The 20,306-nt window shown below is 65.6% G+C and carries 19 protein-coding genes; 7 read left to right on the top strand and 12 right to left on the bottom strand.

Translation table 11 applies throughout. From position 1 onward, the window contains the following. Nucleotides 1-186 precede the first annotated feature (186 nt). Together cobT and IE101_RS00165 are read left to right on the top strand one after the other, a co-directional pair. Complete coding sequence (gene cobT, locus IE101_RS00170) at nt 187-2,061, top strand: cobaltochelatase subunit CobT (protein WP_189631792.1); 1,875 nt, start codon at nt 187-189, stop codon at nt 2,059-2,061. Between the two features lie 17 nt (nt 2,062-2,078). Next, the gene (locus IE101_RS00165) at nt 2,079-3,875 is read left to right on the top strand and encodes an aminopeptidase P family protein (RefSeq protein WP_189631791.1); all 1,797 of its coding nucleotides are present in this window, start codon (nt 2,079-2,081) and stop codon (nt 3,873-3,875) included. A 5-nt stretch (nt 3,876-3,880) separates the two neighbouring features. Here the strand turns inward: IE101_RS00165 and IE101_RS00160 are convergent, their stop codons facing one another. Then, nucleotides 3,881-4,840 carry an NADPH:quinone oxidoreductase family protein gene (locus IE101_RS00160; protein WP_189631790.1) on the bottom strand — a complete coding sequence of 320 codons (960 nt, stop codon included), beginning with the start codon at nt 4,838-4,840 and terminating at the stop codon, nt 3,881-3,883. Nucleotides 4,841-5,187: 347 nt separating this feature from the next. Between IE101_RS00160 and IE101_RS00155 the strand changes: the two genes are divergently transcribed. The 4 genes from IE101_RS00155 (at nt 5,188) to IE101_RS00140 (ending at nt 8,366) form a co-directional block, all read left to right on the top strand. Further along, on the top strand, nt 5,188-5,550 hold the full coding sequence (locus IE101_RS00155) for a helix-turn-helix domain-containing protein (RefSeq protein ID WP_189631789.1): 363 nt from the start codon (nt 5,188-5,190) through the stop codon (nt 5,548-5,550). A gap of 179 nt (nt 5,551-5,729) precedes the next feature. Further along, nucleotides 5,730-6,530: an inositol monophosphatase family protein gene (locus tag IE101_RS00150; protein WP_189631788.1), complete on the top strand. Its 801-nt coding sequence runs from the start codon at nt 5,730-5,732 to the stop codon at nt 6,528-6,530. Between the two features lie 124 nt (nt 6,531-6,654). Next, the gene (locus IE101_RS00145; protein ID WP_189631787.1) at nt 6,655-7,995 is read left to right on the top strand and encodes an 8-oxoguanine deaminase; all 1,341 of its coding nucleotides are present in this window, start codon (nt 6,655-6,657) and stop codon (nt 7,993-7,995) included. A 53-nt stretch (nt 7,996-8,048) separates the two neighbouring features. Beyond that, entirely contained in the window at nt 8,049-8,366 is a 318-nt protein-coding gene (locus tag IE101_RS00140) for a hypothetical protein (protein ID WP_189631786.1), read from the top strand. 126 nt (nt 8,367-8,492) lie between these two features. Here the strand turns inward: IE101_RS00140 and IE101_RS00135 are convergent, their stop codons facing one another. Together IE101_RS00135 and mgtE are read right to left on the bottom strand one after the other, a co-directional pair. Next, nucleotides 8,493-9,047, bottom strand: a complete 555-nt coding sequence (locus IE101_RS00135) for a 5-formyltetrahydrofolate cyclo-ligase (RefSeq protein WP_189631785.1) — start codon at nt 9,045-9,047, stop codon at nt 8,493-8,495. Beyond that, nucleotides 9,044-10,426, bottom strand: a complete 1,383-nt coding sequence (mgtE, locus tag IE101_RS00130; RefSeq protein ID WP_189631784.1) for a magnesium transporter — start codon at nt 10,424-10,426, stop codon at nt 9,044-9,046. Before mgtE ends, IE101_RS00135 begins: the two co-directional genes overlap by 4 nt. A gap of 127 nt (nt 10,427-10,553) precedes the next feature. Between mgtE and guaD the strand changes: the two genes are divergently transcribed. Next, nucleotides 10,554-11,831, top strand: coding sequence for a guanine deaminase (guaD, locus tag IE101_RS00125; RefSeq protein WP_189631783.1), 1,278 nt, complete (start codon nt 10,554-10,556; stop codon nt 11,829-11,831). 166 nt (nt 11,832-11,997) lie between these two features. Here guaD and IE101_RS00120 read toward each other — a convergent pair whose 3' ends face one another. The 9 genes from IE101_RS00120 to IE101_RS00080 all read right to left on the bottom strand — a co-directional run bounded on the left by IE101_RS00120 (nt 11,998) and on the right by IE101_RS00080 (nt 20,272). Beyond that, complete coding sequence (locus IE101_RS00120) at nt 11,998-12,984, bottom strand: Gfo/Idh/MocA family protein (RefSeq protein WP_373296056.1); 987 nt, start codon at nt 12,982-12,984, stop codon at nt 11,998-12,000. A gap of 83 nt (nt 12,985-13,067) precedes the next feature. Then, nucleotides 13,068-13,688, bottom strand: a complete 621-nt coding sequence (locus IE101_RS00115; protein WP_189631781.1) for a class I SAM-dependent methyltransferase — start codon at nt 13,686-13,688, stop codon at nt 13,068-13,070. Further along, complete coding sequence (locus IE101_RS00110; RefSeq protein WP_189631780.1) at nt 13,678-14,433, bottom strand: CDP-alcohol phosphatidyltransferase family protein; 756 nt, start codon at nt 14,431-14,433, stop codon at nt 13,678-13,680. Before IE101_RS00110 ends, IE101_RS00115 begins: the two co-directional genes overlap by 11 nt. Before the next feature lie 3 nt (nt 14,434-14,436). Next, nucleotides 14,437-15,135: a phosphatidylserine decarboxylase gene (locus IE101_RS00105; RefSeq protein ID WP_189631779.1), complete on the bottom strand. Its 699-nt coding sequence runs from the start codon at nt 15,133-15,135 to the stop codon at nt 14,437-14,439. Between the two features lie 288 nt (nt 15,136-15,423). Beyond that, entirely contained in the window at nt 15,424-16,320 is an 897-nt protein-coding gene (rpoH, locus tag IE101_RS00100; protein WP_189631778.1) for an RNA polymerase sigma factor RpoH, read from the bottom strand. A 241-nt stretch (nt 16,321-16,561) separates the two neighbouring features. Beyond that, on the bottom strand, nt 16,562-17,578 hold the full coding sequence (locus IE101_RS00095) for a histone deacetylase family protein (protein WP_189631777.1): 1,017 nt from the start codon (nt 17,576-17,578) through the stop codon (nt 16,562-16,564). Beyond that, nucleotides 17,575-18,024 (bottom strand): GNAT family N-acetyltransferase, encoded by a 450-nt coding sequence (locus IE101_RS00090; RefSeq protein ID WP_189631776.1) that lies wholly within the window; start codon nt 18,022-18,024, stop codon nt 17,575-17,577. Before IE101_RS00090 ends, IE101_RS00095 begins: the two co-directional genes overlap by 4 nt. Next, nucleotides 18,021-18,938 carry a 3,5-dioxohexanoate:acetyl-CoA acetone transferase gene (gene kce / locus IE101_RS00085; protein WP_189631775.1) on the bottom strand — a complete coding sequence of 306 codons (918 nt, stop codon included), beginning with the start codon at nt 18,936-18,938 and terminating at the stop codon, nt 18,021-18,023. Before kce ends, IE101_RS00090 begins: the two co-directional genes overlap by 4 nt. Next, the gene (locus IE101_RS00080) at nt 18,935-20,272 is read right to left on the bottom strand and encodes an aminotransferase family protein (RefSeq protein ID WP_189631774.1); all 1,338 of its coding nucleotides are present in this window, start codon (nt 20,270-20,272) and stop codon (nt 18,935-18,937) included. Before IE101_RS00080 ends, kce begins: the two co-directional genes overlap by 4 nt. Nucleotides 20,273-20,306 lie beyond the last annotated feature (34 nt).

The following is a 20,306-nucleotide window of genomic DNA, read 5'->3' as shown; positions in this document are numbered from 1 at the left end:
GGCGCTCGCGCCCCCCTCGGCCTGCGGCCTCACCCCCCCTGAGGATATTTGAAGACAGAAAATGAGGCCGGCTTTCGTGCATTTTCTGTCCCTAAATATCCTCGGGGGGAGCTTCCCGAAGGGAAGCGCGGGGGGCAGACAGCCCCCCGCCCTTGGCGGCAAATCCTGACACGGAGCGCGCGTGACATGACCAAACCGACCGATAACCCCGCCGATCCGTTCAAGAAGGCGTTGGCCGAGGCCACCAAGACCATGGCCGATGATCCGGAAATGACGGTAAGCTTCTCCGTCGATCCGGCGGGCATGACCAAGGACGGCGTGCGCCTGCCGCAGGTAAGCCGCCGCATGACGCGGGATGAGGTGATGCTCGCCCGTGGGACGGCCGATGCATTTGCGTTGCGGCGGCGTCATCATGATGAGGGGATCGCCGCCCGCTACGCGCCGCCGACCGGGCTTGCGCGGGACATCTATGATGCCATGGAAACCGCGCGGGCCGAGGCTCTGGGCGCACGGGCCATGCCGGGCACGGCAGTGAACATCGCCCACAAACTGGGGCTTGAGGCCGAGCGCAAGGGCTATGCCCAGATCACCAACAGTGCGGATGCGCCTTTGCCGGTGGCGGCGGGCTATCTGGTGCGCCATCTGGCGACGGGGCAGCCTTTGCCGCGGGCGGCGGAGAATGTGATGAACCTCTGGCGTGGTTTCATCGAGGAGCAGGCCGGGGGCACGCTGGAAGGCTTGCAAGACAGTCTGGCGGATCAGGCGGCCTTTGCGCGGCTGACACGCAAGGTGATTGCGGATCTCGGCTATGGCGATCAGCTGGGCGAGGATCCGGACGCGCAGGACGAGGATCAGGACGCCGAGGACGAGGCGCAGGACGAGGAAAGCCCCGAGTCGGACGGCGAAGAATCCTCGGAGCAGGAACAGGAGGCCGAGGCCGATCCCGAACGCTCGCAGGATCAGCAGCAGGATCAGGCGCAGGCCCAAGTCTCCATGTCGGATGACACCGATATGGAGGAGATGGACGAGACGGAGATGCCCGAGGGCGAGCCGCCGCTTGAGCCGCCGCCGCCTGCCCCCTATTCCGATGCCGACCCGAACTACACCGTCTATACCTCGGAATTCGACGAGGAAATCCATGCCGAGGATCTGGCCGAGGCGGCGGAGCTGGAGCGGCTGCGCGCCTATCTGGACCAGCAGCTGGAGCCGCTGAAGGGCGCAGTTTCACGACTGGCCAACAAGCTGCAGCGCCGTCTGCAGGCCCAGCAGAACCGGAGCTGGCTGTTTGATCTGGAGGAAGGCACGCTGGATGCCGGGCGCTTGGCGCGGGTGGTGGCGAACCCCACGACCCCCCTGTCTTTCAAGCAGGAAAAGGATACCGAGTTCCGCGATACCTGCGTGACGCTTCTGCTCGATAATTCCGGCTCCATGCGCGGGCGGCCGATTTCCATTGCGGCGATCTGTGCCGATGTTCTGGCACGCACGCTGGAACGCTGCAGCGTGAAGGTTGAGATTCTGGGCTTTACCACCCGTGCCTGGAAGGGCGGTCAGAGCCGCGAAAAATGGCTCGGGTCGGGGCGGCCGCAGCAGCCGGGGCGGCTGAATGACCTGCGTCACATCATCTACAAGGGCGCCGATGCGCCCTGGCGGCGGGCGCGGGCCAATCTGGGTCTGATGATGAAGGAAGGCCTGCTGAAGGAAAACATCGATGGCGAGGCGCTGGAATGGGCGCATCGCCGGCTTGCGATGCGCAAAGAGGCGCGCAAGATCCTGATGGTGATTTCCGATGGCGCGCCGGTCGATGATTCCACCTTGTCGGTGAACCCGGCAAGCTTTCTCGAAAAGCATCTACGCGACGTGATCGCCATGGTCGAAAAGCGCAAGCAGGTGGAATTGCTGGCCATCGGCATCGGCCATGACGTGACGCGCTATTACCAGCGTGCCGTCACCATCACCGATGTCGAACAGTTGGCCGGGGCGATGACCGAACAGCTGGCCGGGCTTTTTGACGCCGATCCGCGCAAGCGCGCCCGCGCGCTGGGGATGCGCAAGACGGGCTGACCTGACAGGAGGACGCCATGTTCCAGAGCTTTGCCGCCGGAGCGGACCCGACGCAGGGGGGGCCGCGGCTTGCACGGCTCCGGGTGGCCATGGCCGAGGCCGGGCTGCAGGGGTTTCTGGTGCCGCGCGCCGACGCCCATCAGGGCGAGTATGTCGCCGTGCGGGATGAACGGCTGTCCTGGCTGACGGGGTTCACCGGATCGGCGGGCTTTGCGGTGGTTCTGCCCGGGATTGCGGGTGTTTTCATCGATGGGCGTTACCGGGTTCAGGTGCGCGCGCAGGTGGACCTTGCCGCCTATACGCCGGTGCCCTGGCCCGAAACCCAGCCCGGCCCGTGGATTGCCCAACATCTGGGCGCGGGGGTCGTGGGGTTTGATCCCTGGCTGCATACCGCCGACGAAATCGCCCGGCTGGAGGCTGCGCTGTCGGGCAGCGGTGTCACCCTGCGCGCCTGTGCCAATCTGGTGGATGCGATCTGGCCCGACCAGCCCCCCCCGCCGCAGGGCCGTGCCTTTGCCCATCCTGACGATATGGCCGGGCAAAGCAGCGCGGAGAAGCGCGCCGCCCTCGCCGCGGGTTTGCGGAAGGCGGGGGTGCGGGCGGCCGTGATCACCCTGCCCGACAGCCTGTGCTGGCTGTTGAACATCCGGGGCGCCGATGTGCCGCGCAACCCGGTGCTGCATGGCTTTGCCCTGCTGTCCGACGACGCGCGCGTCACGCTTTTTGCCGATCCTGCGAAATTCGACGCCGCGACCCGCGCCCATCTGGGGGATGAGGTCGATCTGCAGCCCCCGGCCGCGCTCGAGGCGGCGCTACGCGCCCTGACCGGGCCGGTGCTGGTGGACCGTGCCACGGCCCCGCTGGCGATCTGGCAGCTGCTGGAGGGCGCGGGCATCGCCGTGCAGACGGGGGATGATCCCTGCCGTCTGCCCAAGGCCTGCAAGACCCCCGCCGAGATTGTCGCCACCCGCACCGCCCATCTGCGCGACGGGGCGGCGGTGGTACAGTTCCTGCGCTGGCTGGACGAGACTCATCCGACCCGCCCCCTGACCGAGATCGACGCCGTCACCGCGCTGGAAGGGTTCCGGCGGGCGACCAATGCGCTCCATGATCTCAGCTTTGATACGATCTGCGGGGCGGGGCCACATGGCGCCATCATCCATTACCGCGTGACCGAAGAGACGAACCGCCCGCTGGGGCAGGATACCTTGCTGCTGGTCGATAGCGGGGCGCAATACCGCGACGGCACGACCGATATCACCCGCACCCTGCCCCTTGGCGATCCCGGGGACGAGGCGCGGGCGTGTTATACCCGTGTGCTGCAGGGGCTGATCGCCATTTCGCGGTGCCGCTTTCCCAAGGGGCTGGCGGGGCGTGATCTGGATGCGCTGGCCCGCGCACCGCTGTGGATGGCAGGCCTCGATTATGACCATGGCACGGGGCATGGCGTGGGGGCCTTCCTGTCGGTGCATGAAGGGCCCCAGCGCCTGTCGCGCCTGTCGGATGTGCCGCTGCAGCCGGGCATGATCCTGTCGAACGAGCCGGGCTATTACCGCGAGGGGGCCTTTGGCATCAGACTGGAAAACCTGATCGTCGTGACCGAGGCACCGCCGCTGGGCGATAACCGCGCGCAGCTCTGCTTTGAGACACTGACCTTCGCCCCGTTTGACCGCCGTCTGATCGTGACCGCGATGCTCGCCCCCGGGGAACGCGTCTGGATCGACGCCTATCATGCTGAGGTTCTGGCCAAGATCGGCCCGTTGCTCGATGCGGCGACGCAGGACTGGCTGAAGGCCGCCTGCGCGCCGCTCTAGGCCCGTCAGACTGTCACCACCACCTTGCCAGTGGAGCGACGCTCGCGCAGGCAGGCCAGCGCCTCTGCGGCCTCTGCCAGGGGGAAGGTGTAGCTGACATGCGGGGTCAGGCTGCCCTCGGCGATCCAGCCGGCAAGGGTGGCCAGGCTTTCGATCAGAACGGCGGGGCGGAAGCGCAGATAGCCGCCCCAGTACAGCCCCATGACCGAAAGGTTCTTGACCAGCAGCAGGTTCGCCGGCACCTGGGGCACCTCGCCCCCGGCAAATCCTATGGCCAGCAGGCGGCCTTCGGGGCGGGTGGCGCGCAGGGCATCGTGGAAGGCCGGGCCGCCCACACTGTCATAGACCACATCCACCCCGCCCAGATCCTTCAGCGTCTGGCGCAGATCGGGGGCATCGCTGTCGATCAGGTGATCGGCCCCGGCGGCCTTGGCCACCGCGAGCTTTTCGGCCCCGCGCGCCGAGGCGATGACCCGCGCGCCCATCCGCTTGCCGATTTCCACCGCCGTCAACCCCACGCCCCCCGCAGCCCCGGTGACAAAGAGCGTCTCGCCCGGTTGCAACCGGGCCTTGTGATCCAGCGCCAGATGCGAGGTGCCATAGGCAATCGGGAAGGCCGCACCGACCACCATGTCGATCTGCGCGGGCAGATGCAGGCAACGGTGCGCTGCGACGACGGCCAGTTCGGCAAGCCCGCCCTGCCCGCAAAAGGCCGCGATCCGGTCGCCCGGCTGAAACCCCAAGACCCCCGGCCCAACAGCACGCACCCGGCCCGCGATCTCCATCCCCAAAGTGAAAGGCGGTTGCGGCGTATCCTGATATTTGCCTTCAATCATCAGCAAATCCGCGAAATTCAAACCGCAGGCTGCAACTTCCACCACAAGTTCACCGGGGCCGGGAACGGGGTCGGGGACGTCGCGGAATGCGGGGGCTTGTCCAAGGGCGGCAACCTGAAAAGTCTTCATCTCGGCTCTCATCTGCGGCATGGAAGGTGCATTGTGCGGGACCATGCGTGCGGGCGACTCTGCTGTCCAGCCCCGTAAAAGTCGCGGTTGCAATTTGCACATTTTTTGTGCATCCATACAACTAGAGGCAGCATTATGGGAGAAAATTCGTTCTGAATTCCCACCTTCGGACAAGAAAAAGCAAGAAAAACCACCTATTTGTCCGGGGGAATAGCAATACTGACCAAAAAGACAGGTTCTTTGATCAAACGGTTCGTGGAAAACAGGTGAAACTCGGCCTAGTCTTACATCCTGAGGCTGCGTTTACCGGCCACGTCGATTTCGGCCTTCGGAAAGGGAGTATGAAGATGAAGCACCCCGTGGATGCCCATGTGGGCAAGCGGATCCGGCACCGTCGCTGGATGGTGGGCATGACCCAGCAGCAACTTGCCGACCGCGTGGGGATCAAGTTCCAGCAGATCCAGAAATACGAAACCGGCATGAACCGCGTCAGCGCCTCGCGTCTGTGGGACATTGCGGAAACGCTGGGCGTGAACATCGGGTTCTTCTTTGAAGGCATCGACGAAAAACGCGAAGCGCCCACCCCGGTCGAGGGAGATATTCTTGCGGACAAAGAGGCGCTGGAGCTGGTCCGGTCCTACTATGCCATCCCCGAAGCGCAGCGCCGCCGCCTGTTCGATCTGGCCCGCGTGCTGAGCGACGCCGCCTGAAAGCCGCCGGTCGATCAAGACCCTGGCGCGGGCATATGACATATGTCTGACGGGCGGACAGAAGGCCGCCCGCCCGCCTTGCGGCCCCACACTTCGTACGGGCCAAGCCCCTTGACCCCCCGCCCCCCGCGCCTTAGCCCTGTGTCAGGGCAGGCAGGCAAGACCATGAGGGGGCAGAAATGGCAGCACTTTCCGAACAGGTTCGCGCGGAACTCATCGCTGTGGCGCATGAACTGGCCGATGCTGCGCGCAGTGCCACGCTGGAACATTTCCGCACCGCGGGGCTGACCGCCGATACCAAGGAAACCGACCGCTTCGATCCGGTGACCGTGGCCGACCGCCTGTCGGAACAGCGCATGCGCGAAATCCTTGCCCGCCGCCGCCCGCAGGACGGGATCCTCGGGGAAGAAATGGGCCGTCAGGCCGGTGAAAGCGGCCTGACCTGGGTGCTGGACCCGATCGATGGCACGCGGTCCTATCTCTGCGGCACGCCCACCTGGGGCGTGCTGATTTCCGTTGCCGATGAGACCGGACCGATCTTCGGCCTGATCGACCAGCCCTATATCGGCGAAAGGTTCGAGGGCGGCTTTGGCCGCGCCGGGATGACCGGCCCGCATTGGTCGCGCGCGCTCAAGACCCGGGCGCCGCGGCCGCTGTCGGATTGCATCATCATGTCCACCTTCCCCGAAGTCGGCACCGCCGAAGAAGGCGCGGCCTTCCACCGGCTGGCCAAGCAATGCCGCCTGACGCGCTATGGCACCGATTGCTATGCCTATGCCCTGCTGGCAGCGGGCCATATCGATCTGGTGGTCGAAGCGGGCCTGCAGGCCTATGACGTGCAGGCGCCCATCGCGGTGATCGAGGCCGCAGGCGGGCTGATGACAGACTGGACCGGCGCGCCCTGCCCGCAGGGGGGCCGCGTTCTTGCGGCCTCCTCGCCCGAGGTGCATGCCGCCGCGCGCGCGGTGCTGGCGGGCTGAGGCCCACCCCTTGCCGCACCGCCGCCAAGGCTGCTAGCTTGCGCGTGGCGGTGCGAGTCCTTGCCCCTTCTGTCGCACGCCCATCGGTTCCACCGAAGGGGAGTGGAACAGAAAGGGCTTTGCCATGCAGGAAACCTTGATCCGCGGGGCGGCTGCGATCGTGACCATGGATGACACCCGGCGCGAGATCGCGGGCGGCGATATTTTGATCCGCGGCGGCACCATCGCGGCGGTGGGGAAAGGCTTGCAGACGACCGGCACGGTGATCGAGGCCGCGGGCTGTGTCGTGACCCCCGGCCTCGTGAACACGCACCACCACCTTTATCAGACGCTGACGCGGGCGGTGCCGGGGGGGCAGGATGCGCTGCTTTTCGGTTGGCTGCGCTGTCTTTATCCGATCTGGGCACAGTTCGGACCGGAAGAAATGTTCGTCTCGGCGCAGGTGGGGCTGGCCGAGCTGGCGCTCTCGGGCTGTTCGCTGACTTCAGATCATCTCTACCTCTTTCCAAACGGGGCGCGGCTTGATGACACCATCGCCGCGGCGCAAGAGGTGGGCCTGCGTTTCCACCCGACGCGCGGCGCCATGAGCATTGGTGAAAGCGACGGCGGCCTGCCCCCCGACAGCCTGGTCGAGCGCGAGGCCGCGATTCTGGAGGATTGCATCCGCGTGGTGGACCGCTTCCATGACCCCGCGCCGGGGGCCATGGTGCGGGTGGGTCTTGCGCCCTGTTCGCCCTTTTCGGTCAGCCGTGATCTGATGCGCGATGCCGCGCTTCTGGCGCGCGACAAGGGCGTGATGCTGCATACCCATCTGGCCGAGAATGACGAGGATGTCGCCTATTCGCTGGCGAAATTCGGCTGCCGCCCCGGCCAATATGCCGAGGATCTGGGCTGGACCGGCCCGGATGTCTGGCACGCGCATTGCGTAAAGCTCGATGGGCAGGAGATCGGACTTTTTGCGCGGTCGGGAACGGGCGTCGCCCATTGCCCCTGTTCGAATTGCCGTCTGGGATCGGGCATCGCGCCGGTGCGGGCGATGCGGGATGCAGGAGTGAAGGTTGGGCTGGGGGTGGATGGATCGGCCTCGAATGATGCAGGCAATCTGATCGCCGAGGCGCGGCAGACGCTGCTGTTGCAGCGCGTCGCACGGGGGGCCGATGCCATGGCCGCGCGGGAGGCGCTGGAGATTGCCACGCTGGGCGGCGCGCGGGTGCTGGGGCGCGACGACTGCGGGCAGATCCTGCCGGGACTGCGCGCGGATCTGGCGATCTGGGACATGCACGGGATCGAGGCGGCGGGGTCATGGGACCCGGTGGCGGCGCTGGTTCTGTGCGGCCCGACGCGGGTGCGCGATCTTTGGGTCGAAGGCCGGGCCGTGGTGCGCGAAGGGCGCATGGCGACGCTGGACCTTGAGGCGCTGCTGGGGCGGCAAAGACGGCTGGCCCTGAGGTTGGCGGGGCTCTGAGCCTTGCGCGGCGGCGCGGGCTGGGGCAACAGGACGGAAAACGGAGAGATGCGATGAGCCACGATTACAAGGCCCAGAAGGCCGAGACCTATGACAGCTTCGCGGCCTTTGCCGCAGATGCGCCCGCCGAGGCCACGATCACCTATCAGTTCTACCCCGAGGATGTGGATGCCAATTGGGACGGGCTGCAAAAGGCGCTGGCCGCCAAGGGCTTTCGCACCGCGCGCGATGACGAGGACGAGCTTCTGGACGCGATGATCGGGCCGCTGAAAATCAGCGCCGACGTGATCTGGAAATATGAACAGCTGGCGACGGAGATCGCGCTGAAATTCGACTTCACGCCGGACGGCTGGGGTTTGCTGGAAGACTGAGCCGCAGGTTGCGGGCGGCGGGGTCGGACGGGGGCTGTCTGCCCCCGCGCGCCCTGCGGGCGCTGCCCCCGAGGATATTTTCGGACAGAAAATGGGGAGGCGCGGCGCAGGAGATGGGGACCCGGATCAGGGGAAGGTCAGGGTCGCGTCTTCGGTGATGATGGCATCCAGCGGCTGATCGACGGGTTCGACCGGGACTTCGGGCAGTTCCTGGGCGGCGAAGGCAAAGCCGATGGCCAGGGTGGGGCGTTTGGCGCGCAGCCCTTCCAGGGTGCGGTCGTAAAAGCCGCCGCCATAGCCAAGGCGGAAGCCGCGGCGATCCCAGGCGACGAGGGGGACGATCAGCACCTCAGGTTCGATCCAGTCGCCCTCGGCCGGGATGAGGGCGCCGAAGTCGCCGGTGATCATGGTGCAATCCGGGGTCCAACGGCGGAACTTCAGGGCCTGTCCGGGGCCGAGGATGACCGGAACGCCCACCGGGCCCGCATGGGCCGCCATGGCCGCGGCCGGGTCGATTTCGGTTCGCATGGCCATATAGCCGGCAAGGGGCTTGTCGCCATACGGGCGGAGATAATCGGCGAGGCGGGCGGCTGCAGTGCCCTGCCCGGCTGCGAAGGCCAGTTTGCGGGCAGCAAACGCGGTCTTGCGCGCGGCAGCCTTCTGTTCCGTGATTGTCGTCATGTCAGTACCACCGTGGCGAGGCCGAGAAAGGCGAAGAAACCGACGACATCGGTTGTCGTCGTCACGAATGTGCCCGAAGACAATGCCGGATCGAGGCCCAGCCGATCGAGCAGAAGCGGCACAATCGTGCCTGCAAGCGCCGCGACGAAGAGATTGCAGATCAAGGCGGCCCCGAGGACGGCGCCCAGCATCGGCATGCCGAACCAGAAAGAGCCGACCGCCCCCATGATGCAGGCGAAGGCCAGACCGTTGATCAGGCCCACGCCCGCCTCGCGTCGGATGACGCGCCAGGCGTTGGAGCCGGTCAGGTCGCGCGTGGCCAGCGCGCGCACCGCCACGGTGAGCGACTGCGTCCCCGCATTTCCGCCCATGGAGGCCACAATGGGCATCAGCGCCGCGAGCGCCACCAGCGAGGCGATGGTCGCCTCGAAATGCGAGATCACCAGGGCCGCGAGGTTCGCCGCGATCAGGTTGACGAAAAGCCAGGGAAAGCGGCTGCGGACGGTCGCCACCAGGCCATCTGCGATGGAACTTTCGTCCCCCACCCCGGCAAGGCGGAGCATGTCTTCCTCATGTTCCTCATCCAGCACGTTCATCGCGTCATCGATGGTGATCACGCCCACAAGGCGGTCATTCTCATCCACCACGGGGCAGGAGATCAGGTGATACTGGTTGAAGATATAGGCGACCTCGGCCTCTTCCTCGGTCGCCTGAACGGTGCGGAAACTGTCTTCGGTGATGTCGCGCAGCGCCACGTCGCGGCGCGAGGAAAGAAGTCGCCCGAGCGTGACATAGCCCTGCGGCTTCATCCGCGGGTCGATCAGGATGACATGGTAGAACTGGTCGGGCAGGTTTTCCGACTGGCGCAGGAAATCGATCGCCTCGCCCACCGTCCAGTGATGGGGGGCGACCACGACCTCGCGCTGCATGAGGCGGCCGGCGGAGTATTCCGGGTAGGAGAGTGCGCGTTCCACCGCGACGCGGTCGGCATCCTCCAGCGCGCCGAGGATCAGCTCTTGCTGCGGCTCTTCGAGGTCTTCGAGGATGTCAACGACGTCATCGGTTTCCAGCTCGCGCACGGCCTCGGCGATGACCTCGCGCGGGAGTGCCTCGATCACCTCTTCGCGGATCGATTCGTCGAGTTCCGAGAGGATGTCGCCATCGATTTCCGGTGAATAGAGCCCCAGCAGATCGCGCCGGTCCGCGGGCGAGATCTGTTCCAGCAGGTCGGCGATATCGGCGGCGTGCAACGGCTCGGCCAGATCGCGCAAGCGCGCGGCATCTCCGGCCTCGACCGCGTCGAGAATCGCGGCAACACGGCGCGGATCCAGCGCCTCATCGTCTTCCGCCTCCAAAATGACCTGCCGCTCCGCCATCATGCCTCCGTCTCATTGGCGCGACCTTATGCGAAGCTGTTTCAAGGAAACAGGGTGCAGCTGGAAATTTACGCAAGCGGGTGGCGGTTCTAGGATAGGTTTCGCTTGGAATGAACCATCGGGGACCAGGATGACCGATCTTCTGCTGGGGCAGGTGCTGTCCTTTACCGCCGATCCCTTTGTCGCAGGGCCCGAGGCCGCGCGGCTCGAGGAAGGCCTCGTGATCGAAGGGGAGCGCATCCTTGCGGTGGGCCCCGCGGCCAAACTGCGCGCAGCCCACCCCGGCGCCCGGGTCACCGATTACGGGCAGCGGCTGATTTCTGCGGGCTTTGTCGATGCCCATGTGCATTTCCCCCAGACAGCCATCATCGCAAGCTGGGGCAAGCGGCTGATCGACTGGCTGAACACCTATACCTTCCCCGAGGAAATGCGCTTTGCCGATCCCGCCTATGCGGCCGAGATCGCAGCGCGCTATCTGGACCTCACGCTGGCCCATGGGACGACCTCGGTCTGCTCCTTCGCGACCATCCATCCGGCGTCAGTCGACGCGCTGATGACAGCCGCACAGACGCGGGGGCAGCGGATCTGGACGGGCAAGACCTGCATGGACCGCAACGCCCCGGAGGGCCTGCGCGACAGCGCCCAGAGCGCCTATGACGATAGCGCGCGGCTTCTCGCGCGTTGGCATGGCGTGGACCGGCTGTCCTATGTCATCACGCCGCGCTTCTCGCCCACCTCGACGCCCGATCAGCTGGAAGCCCTCGGCGCGCTTTGGGCGAAACACCCGGACTGCCTGATGCAGACGCATCTGAGCGAACAGATCGATGAAATCGCCTGGGTCCGGGGCCTCTACCCTTCAGCCCGGGATTATCTCGATACCTATGAACACTTCGGCCTGCTCGGGCCGGGCGGACTTTATGGCCATGCGATCCACCTCGAGGCGCGCGAAAAAGACCGCCTGCGCGAAGTGGATGCGAGCCTGATCCACTGCCCGACCTCGAACACCTTCATCGGATCGGGGATATTCGACATGGCCGGGCTGATGGCCGCAGGCCACCGGATCGGCCTTGCAACGGATACCGGCGGCGGCTCGTCCTTCTCGATGCTGCGGACAATGGCTGCGGCCTATGAACTGGGCCAGTTGCGGGGCCATGCCCTGCATCCGGCGGAACTCTGGTGGCTTGCAACCCAGGGCTCGGCGCGCAGCCTGCGGGCCGATCACCAGATCGGCAATGTCGTACCGGGCCTCGAGGCTGATCTGATCATCCTCGACCTCGCCTCCACCCCCGCCATCGCGCAGGCGAGCGCCAGGGCCGAAACACTTTGGCAGGCCATCTTCCCCACGATCATGATGGGCGATGACCGGGCGATCCATGCGACATGGGTCAATGGGCACCTGATCCGCTGACGGCGCTCCGCTGCCGCAGCCTCGGGGGCGCTTCGCCCCCCGAACCCCCAGAGGATATTTAAGGACAGAAAATAGGGGCTCTTTCCATTTTCTGTCTAAAAATATCCGCGGGGTGAATTGGCCGCAGGCCAAGAGGGGGCGGCGAGCCCCCTGCCCGGCTGGGCGATCAGATCGCGCGTTCCGCCTCGAAGACCCTGTCGATCATCGCTTGCGTGCCCTTGGAGAATTCGAGGGGGCAGCCGTAAGCGGTGCCTTGGAGCACGGCGCGACCGAAGGCTTCGACCTGCAGCACATATTGGTTCACGCCCGAATAGCGGAACAGCTCGGACTGACCGCCGCCGCGGTGGAGTTCGAGCTGCGCTTCGCCGAAGAGGCCTGCGTTGAAGGGGGCGGTCAGGCGGATCAGGCCGCGGGTGCCCTGGAAAACGACCTCCTGCCGCGGGAAGAGGCGCATCGAGGTGATGGCGGAATAGGTGAAGCTGCCGTCCGGCCCCTCCATTTCACCCGCCACCTGGGCGAAGGTATCGACGCCGTTTTCGCGGCGGATCCGGGCCTCAAGCGCCACGGGTTCGGCCTGGGCGGCGAAGCGCACCGAACCATAGGTATAGACGCCGATGTCGCGGATGCCGCCGCCGCCGGTTTCGGCGCGGTTGCGGATATTGCTGGGTTCGGCGCGGTTGTCGTAGCAGAAGGCGGTGTCGACATGTTCGATCCGGCCGATGGCGCCATCGGCGATCAGGTCACGGGCCTTCTGCCACTGCGGGTGATGCACGATCATATAGGCTTCGGCCACCAGACGACGGCTGGCATCGCGGGCGGCGATGAGCTGGTCGAATTCGGCCGCTGCCATCGTCATGGGCTTTTCCGTCAGCACATGTTTTCCCGCAGCGATCGCGCGCAGGGACCATTCGAGGTGCAGATGGTTGGGCAGCGGGATGTAAACAGCATCGATACCGGGATCGGCCAACAGCGCATCATAGCTGTCATGTCTTTGCAGGCCAGGTGCGAAGGTCGCGAATTCCGCGGCCTTGTCGGGCGAGGCGGTGGCCAGTGCCACCAGCTCGGCGCCCTTGGCCGCGTGAATGGCGGGTCCCATATGGTGGAGCGCGAATTTCGCGGCCCCGAGAATGCCCCAGCGCAGTGTCATGGATATGTCCTCCCAGCAGATCGCGGGCAGATTATCCGGCAGCGGGGGCGGCTGCTAGCGCAAACATCGGGCGCCACCCCCGGTGCAGATCAGTCGAGGCGGCGCAGGCGCAGATAGGTCATCAGGCCGAGGGGCGGCAGAGCATCTTCCTCGACCAGCTGAAGCCGCAGGTCGCCCAGTACGCGGGCGCGGGCGAAATCACTGTGCCAGCCCAGCAGATCCGACAGCGGCGCCATCAGCCGTTCCAGCCGCGCCATTGCGCCGGTGCCCTCGGCCGCGAAATGGTTGACGATCAGAACATGCCCGCCCGGCTTGCAGACGCGGGCCATTTCCGACAGCACGCATTCCGGTTCGGGGACGACGGACATGATGTGCATGGCGCAGACGGTATCAAAGCTGCCCTCGGCAAAATCAAGCGCGCGGGCATCCATCTGCCGCAGGGCGCGCACATGCGCCATGCGCTGTTCGGCCACTTTCTCGCGCGCCTTGGCGAGCATTTCCTCGGAGAAGTCGATCCCCGTCACCTGCATATGCGGCGCATAGAAGGGCAGCGCCAGCCCCGTGCCGACGCCCACCTCAAGCACCGTTCCGCCCACGTGATTGGCAAATCCTGTGGCGCGGCGGCGCCCGGCATGGGTCACGGCGCCGAAGGTGCGGTCATAGACCGGCGCCCAACGCGCATATGACTTGGTAACGGCCTCAAGCTCCATCCGATGGCTCCTCCCTCTCGGCTTTCGGGGTGCGGCGCAGCAGGCTTGCCACCACGACACAGGCATAGATCAGATCCAGCGCGACCAGCGTGGCCCAGGGATATGCGAACAAGGCCGCGAGCAAGGCAGCAAAGCCCACTACCACATAGCGCACGTATTCGGCCTGGAAGCTGACCTTCTTGAATGAGGGCGTCCGGAAGCGGCCGATCATCAGCGCCCCGACAAAGGCCATGTAGAGCGCGATCATCCCATCGAAGAAGGGCTGGGTTTCATCCACCGCGAAGGCGGCGAACATCGGCAGGAAGACCAACATTGCGCCCGCAGGCGACGGCACGCCCTGAAAGCCCGACTTTTCGGCCGCCTTGTCGATGGCGCGATTGCCCAGATTGAACCGCGCCAGCCGCAAAAGGCAGGAAACGACATAGATCAGCACGGCAATCCAGCCTGCGGCCTTCATGTCCTGCAGCGCCCAGAGCCAGAGGATGACGCCCGGCACCACGCCGAAATTGACGAAATCGCACAGGCTGTCGAGTTCGGCGCCGATCTGGCTTTCGCTCCGCAGCAGGCGGGCAAGGCGCCCGTCCAGACCATCCATGATGGCGGCCAGCAGGATCAGGATCAGCGCGATGCGGAAATGCCCCTCGATCGCGAAGCGGAGCGCGGTGATGCCGGCGCAGAGCGCGCCGACCGTCAGCATGTTCGGAAGCAGCCCGATGATCGACAGGCGGCGCGCACGGGGATCCATGGATCAGACCATCCGCGCCAGACGTTGCGGCAGGTCGCGGCCCAGTTCGGCCATGACCGTTTCCCCCGCGACCATGTTCTGCCCCAGCGCCACCAGCGGCACCACGCCGTCGGGCAGGTAGACATCGACGCGGCTGCCGAAGCGGATCAGGCCAAAGCGTTCGCCGGTCCGGAGGGATTGCCCCTCGCTCACGAAGGGGACGATGCGGCGGGCGACCAGACCTGCGATCTGCACCACCGCGATCTGGCGCCCGTCGGCCAGTTCAAAGCAAAGCGAATTGCGTTCATTGTCGACCGAGGCCTTGTCGAGCGAGGCATTGAGGAATTTGCCCGGACGATAGGCCATCTTGACCAGGCGCCCCGCGATGGGCGCGCGGTTCACATGGCAGTTGAAGACCGACATGAAGACGGACACACGCAGCAGCGGTTCGGGGCCCATGCCCAGTTCGGCCGGCGGCACGGCGCGTTCGATTAGCGACACGATCCCGTCGGCGGGGCTGACCATCAGACCCTCGCCCTGCGGGACGGCGCGCTTGGGATCGCGGAAGAAGTAGTAGCACCACACCGTCAGGCCCAGGCCCAGCCAGCCCAGCGGTTCCCAGATCCAGAACAGGATCAGTGTCGCAACACCGAAGGCGCCAACGAATTTGTAGCCTTCGGGGTGCATCGGTTTCAGGAAGGTTTCGAGCATGGTCATGGGCATCGTCCTTGATTTGGATGCGACGTTGGTAATGACAGCCGCCCGCGGGATCAACGCCTCCTGCCCCGTGGAATGCCGCAGCGCCGCATGATGCGCCGAATACGACGCTTTGGACACCATATCCGACGCGAAGTAAAGCCCCGCGAAATCACATTTGCAATCTGGCGGCGAGGAAGGCCGGTCACTTTGCGGCATGACAGGGCAGATGTGCGACCCGACCTCGCATTACGGGGCCGAAAATGCACAGGGGCGGCCCGAAGGCCGCCCCTGTGGGATAGATTGCCGGGGGGCTTACGCCTCGATCAACATGCCCTTGCCGCGGGCCAGTTCCTTCATGCGGGCCTGCAGCTTTTCAAAGGCGCGCACCTCGATCTGGCGAATGCGTTCCCGGCTGACGCCATAGCTTTCGGACAGATCTTCCAGCGTAACCGGCTCTTCCGCCAAACGACGCTGCACCAGAATGTCCCGCTCGCGGTCGTTCAGCACGGTCATGGCCTGCGCGAGAAGGCCGCGGCGGGCATCCAGCTCATCACGCTCTTCATAGGCGCCGGCCTGATCGCTGTCCTCATCTTCCAGCCAGTCCTGCCACTGGGTCGACGAATCGCCATCCGAGCCCACGGTCGCGTTCAAAGAGGCATCCGACCCCGACAGGCGCCGGTTCATGTCGATGACCTCATCCTCGCTGACCGACAGGTCGCGGGCGATCTGGGCCACGTTTTCTGGCCGAAGATCCCCTTCCTCCAGCGCGCCAAGTTTGGCTTTCGCCTTGCGGAGATTGAAGAACAGCTTTTTCTGCGCCGAGGTGGTGCCGAGTTTCACAAGGCTCCAGCTCCGCAGGATATATTCCTGGATCGCGGCACGGATCCACCACATCGCATAGGTCGCAAGGCGGAAACCCTTGTCGGGATCAAAGCGCTTCACCGCCTGCATCAGCCCCACATTGGCTTCGGAAATCACCTCGGCCTGCGGCAGGCCGTAACCGCGATAGCCCATGGCGATTTTCGCCGCGAGCCTGAGGTGCGAGGTCACAAGGCGGTGGGCCGCCTTCGGGTCCTCATGGTCGACCCAAGCCTTGGCGAGCATATATTCCTCTTCCGGCTCCAGCAGGGGAAATTTGCGGATTTCCTGCATGTAGCGGTTCAGGCCCTGTTCCGGGCTGGGTGCGGGAAGATTGGCGTAACTCGACATCGTCTGACCCTCTCTGGCCCCGGCGGATGTTGTCCCCGCGCGGGACTGGCAAATCTAGGTATCGCCTGCCACGGTGACAAGACCCCGCCTTTCGGCGGGCACCCCCGTGATCAGGATACCCGGTTTCACTGTCAGATGGGAAAGATCCGTCGCGGTTGCGAGTTTTGTGACAGTGCTCTCACGCAACTGTGTGTGAGCGGTAACGGTTCCCGCCGCCAATGCGGATTTTCCCCGGGGCCGGTCAGGCCAGCCCCCGGAGGAAGGCCGTCAGATTGTGCCCCAGCTTGGGCTGCATATAGCCCCCCTCCTGCACCACGACGAGCGGGCGGCCAAGGCTGGCAATGTCATTGGCGATGCGGGTGAAGCCGTCCGTGGTGACGCGCAGGCCCTGGAAGGGGTCATCCTCATGCGCGTCAAGCCCCAGCGCCACCACGATCACATCCGCGCCAAAGGCCCGGATTCGGGTCAGTGCCGTGGCCAGCGCCGCCCGATAACCATCATCATCAGTGCCACGCGCCAGCGGCAGGTTCAGGTTGCAGCCCAACCCCGCGCCCTCGCCCCGTTCCTGCGCGCCGCCCCAGAAGAAGGGGTAAAAGCGGTCGGGATCGGCATGAAGGCTGACCGTCAGCACATCGCCCCGCTGATAGAAAATCCCCTGCGTGCCATTGCCGTGATGCACGTCTACATCCAGGATCGCAGGCCGCAATCCACGGCTGAGAAGCCATTGGGCGGCAATGGCCGAATTGTTCAGAAAGCAGAACCCACCCGCCAGATCGCCAAAGGCATGATGCCCCGGCGGACGGCAGAGCGCATAGCTGACCCGCGCGCCCAGCGTCACGGTTTCGGCGGCGGCCAGCGCGGTCTGCGCCGACCAATAGGCCGCCTCCCAGGTGCCGGCGGCAATCGGGCAGGCGGTATCGGCCTGATGATAACCCGCCTGCCCCACCGCCGATTTGGGGTAATTCACCATGCGGCGATCGGGGTGGATATTGGGGATCACCTCATCCGCCGCGCCTGCGATGCGTTGCCAGCGGGGGTGGATGGTCTGCAGGAAGGTCAGATATTCCGGTGTATGCACGGCGGCAATCGGCCCCATGCCGAAGTCGCGCGGGGCGGCAAAGCGGGCCCCTGCCGCCTCGGCCCCGGCGCGGAGCATGCCGATCCGCGCGGGCTTTTCCGGATTGGGCAGACGGGTACCATTGGCCATGAACATCTGCGGGTCATGCGCGCTTTGGCGGGGGTCGAGAAAAGCTTTCATGCAAGCGCCTCCAGCGCCGGGCCTTCCAGCGTCAGCCAGATTTCATCAGGCTTGGGCCGAAAGCCCAGCCGGTCATAGAACCGCCGCGCGGCGGCATTGTCATCATAGACCGCAAGCCGCAGGAACACTGCGCCGAACTCCGCCGCCGCCGCATCGCGCACCGCGGCCAGAAGCCGCATGCCCAGACCGCTGCCACGCTGATCCCCGGCCACCCACAGATCGCTGACATAGGCCCCCGTCGCCCCCCGCGTGGTCGACAGGAACGGCGACCAGAGCGCCACGCCCGCCGCGCCGTCATCGGCCAGCATGGCGCGCGCGGCACCACTGTCGAGCGCACGGCTGACCTGCCGCAGGTCGCTGCGGAAGGGATCGTCCATCTCTGCCGCCAGATCGCAAAGCGCCGCAAACACACGCCCCGCATCCGCCCCCGTTGCCGCCCGGATCATGCGAAGTCCACCTTGCCTTTCAGGCCCAACAGGGCGCGGGCCTCATCGGGCGTGGCGACCGTGCGCCCCAGCGCCTCGACGATGCCGCGCACCTTTTCCACCTGTTCGGCATTCGACCGCGCCAACACGCCCTTGGCAAGAAAGAGATTGTCTTCCAGCCCCACGCGCACATGCCCGCCCATTGTGGCGGCCAGCGCGGCCATGTCGAACTGCCGCCGTCCGGCCGCCAGCACCGACCATTCATAGCGGTCAAACAGCCGGTCGGCCGTCTGTTTCAGATGCAGCAGATGTTCGGGTTCTGCCGCAATGCCGCCCAGCACGCCCATGGCGAATTGCAGGAAGATCGGCCCGGTGATCAGCCCGCGATCGACGAAATGGCGCAACATGTAAACATGCCCCACGTCGTAACATTCGAATTCGAAGCGCGCCCCGCGCTCGGCCCCCATCTGTTGCAAGACGCCCGCAATGTCGCGCGGGGTGTTCTTGAAGACCAGATCATCGCTGCCCCGCAAGAACGGCTCTTCCCAGTCAAAGCGCCAGTCGCGGGGCTTGGCCGCCATGGGATAAAGCGCGAAGTTCATCGTCCCCATGTTCAGGCTGCACATTTCCGGCGCAAAGGTCAGGGGGGCGGCCAGACGCTGATCCAGCGTCATCACCGCCGACCCTCCGGTGGTCATGTTCACCACCGCATCCGTCCCGGCCGAAATCGCGGGCAGAAAGCCGCGCCAATGATCCGGATCGGCCGAGGGGCGGCCATCGTCGGGGTTACGCGCATGCAGATGCAGGATCGCCGCCCCCGCTGCTGCCGCTCCCACCGCCTGTGCGGCAATATCCTCGGCCCGGTAGGGCAGATGGGGCGACATCGAGGGCGTATGGATCGACCCGGTGATCGCGCAGGAAATGATGATCTTCATGCCAGCTGCCCCGCCTGCACATGGGCATCCGCAAAGCGGGTCAGCGCGCGGGTCAGTTTCTCCATGATCTCGTCCACCTGCGGCTCGGTCGTGATCATCGGCGGGCACAGCAGGAAGTGATCGCCCGACCGCCCCCCGCGGGTGCGGCGGGAATAGATGATCAGCTGTTCCTCGTAGGCGAGTTCGACCAGCGTGTTGAAGGCGCGCAGATCGGGCGGCAGGGGTGCCATGGTCTGCCGGTCGGCCACCAGTTCGAACGCCAGAAGCAACCCCTTGCCCCGCACATCGCCGATAAAGCCGAAACGCTGCATCAGCGCCTCAAGCCGCGCCTTCAGCAGGGTGCCGACGTGGCGGCAATTGGCCATCATGTCCTGCCGCTCGATCTCTTCCAAAACGGCAAGACCTGCGCTGCAGGCCAGCGGGTTGCCCGCATAGGTATGACCGTGCAGAAAGCCACCCGCCCCCTGCACCGCATCGACAATCCGTTCCTGTGCAACCATGGCCCCCAGCGGTGCATAGCCTGCCCCGAACCCCTTGGAAATCGCCAGAATATCCGGCACCACCCCCCAGAGATCACCGCCAAGGAAGGCACCGACCCGACCGCCGCCGCTCATCACCTCGTCATGGATCAGGAGAATGCCGTAGCGGTCGCAGATCCGCCGCACCGCCTGCATGTAGCCTGCCGGCGGGACCAGCGCCCCGGTCGAGGCGCCGCCCACGGGTTCCTGAATGAAGGCCAGCACGGTGTCCGGCCCCTCGGCCAGAATCTTCGCCTCCAGCATCGCGGCATAATGTTCGCCGGTGGCGGGGTCGTCCATGTCCAGCCCATCCAGATAGGCGCGCGGCGCCGGGATCTTGGGCATCTCGACCATCAGGGGGCGGAAAGGATCGGTCAGGGGATCATAGCCCGTCAGCGACAGCGCCCCGAGGGTTGATCCATGATAGCAGGGAAAGCGCGAGATCACCTTCCAGCGCGCGCCCTGCCCGGTGACAACGGCATATTGCCGGGCCAGCTTCACAGCACTTTCCAACGCCTCGGACCCGCCCGAAACGAAAAACACCTTCTCCATCCCCGCGGGGCACAGGCTGGCCACCTTTTCCGCCAGACGTTCCCCCGGTTCGGTTTCAAAATGCAGCCGGTAGCCAAAGGTCGCCCGATCCATCTGCGCCTTCATCGCAGCCAGCACGCGCGGGTTGCTGTGGCCGATATTGCTGACCATCGCGCCAGACGAGCCGTCGATGAAGCGCCGCCCGGCGGTGTCCCAGATATAGATGCCCTCGGCCCGGTCGAGCATGGGGCGAGCGGCGGTAGAAAGGTAGAACAGGTGGCTCATCGGCGGGATTCCCAACAGGTCTGGCGGTGCTGCG

It is taken from the genome of Gemmobacter lanyuensis, assembly GCF_014652355.1.
GTDB classification, from domain to species: Bacteria; Pseudomonadota; Alphaproteobacteria; order Rhodobacterales; family Rhodobacteraceae; genus Gemmobacter; species Gemmobacter lanyuensis.
The sequence above is the reverse complement of the archived record's forward strand: the minus strand, read 5'-3'. Positions and strand labels throughout refer to the sequence as shown.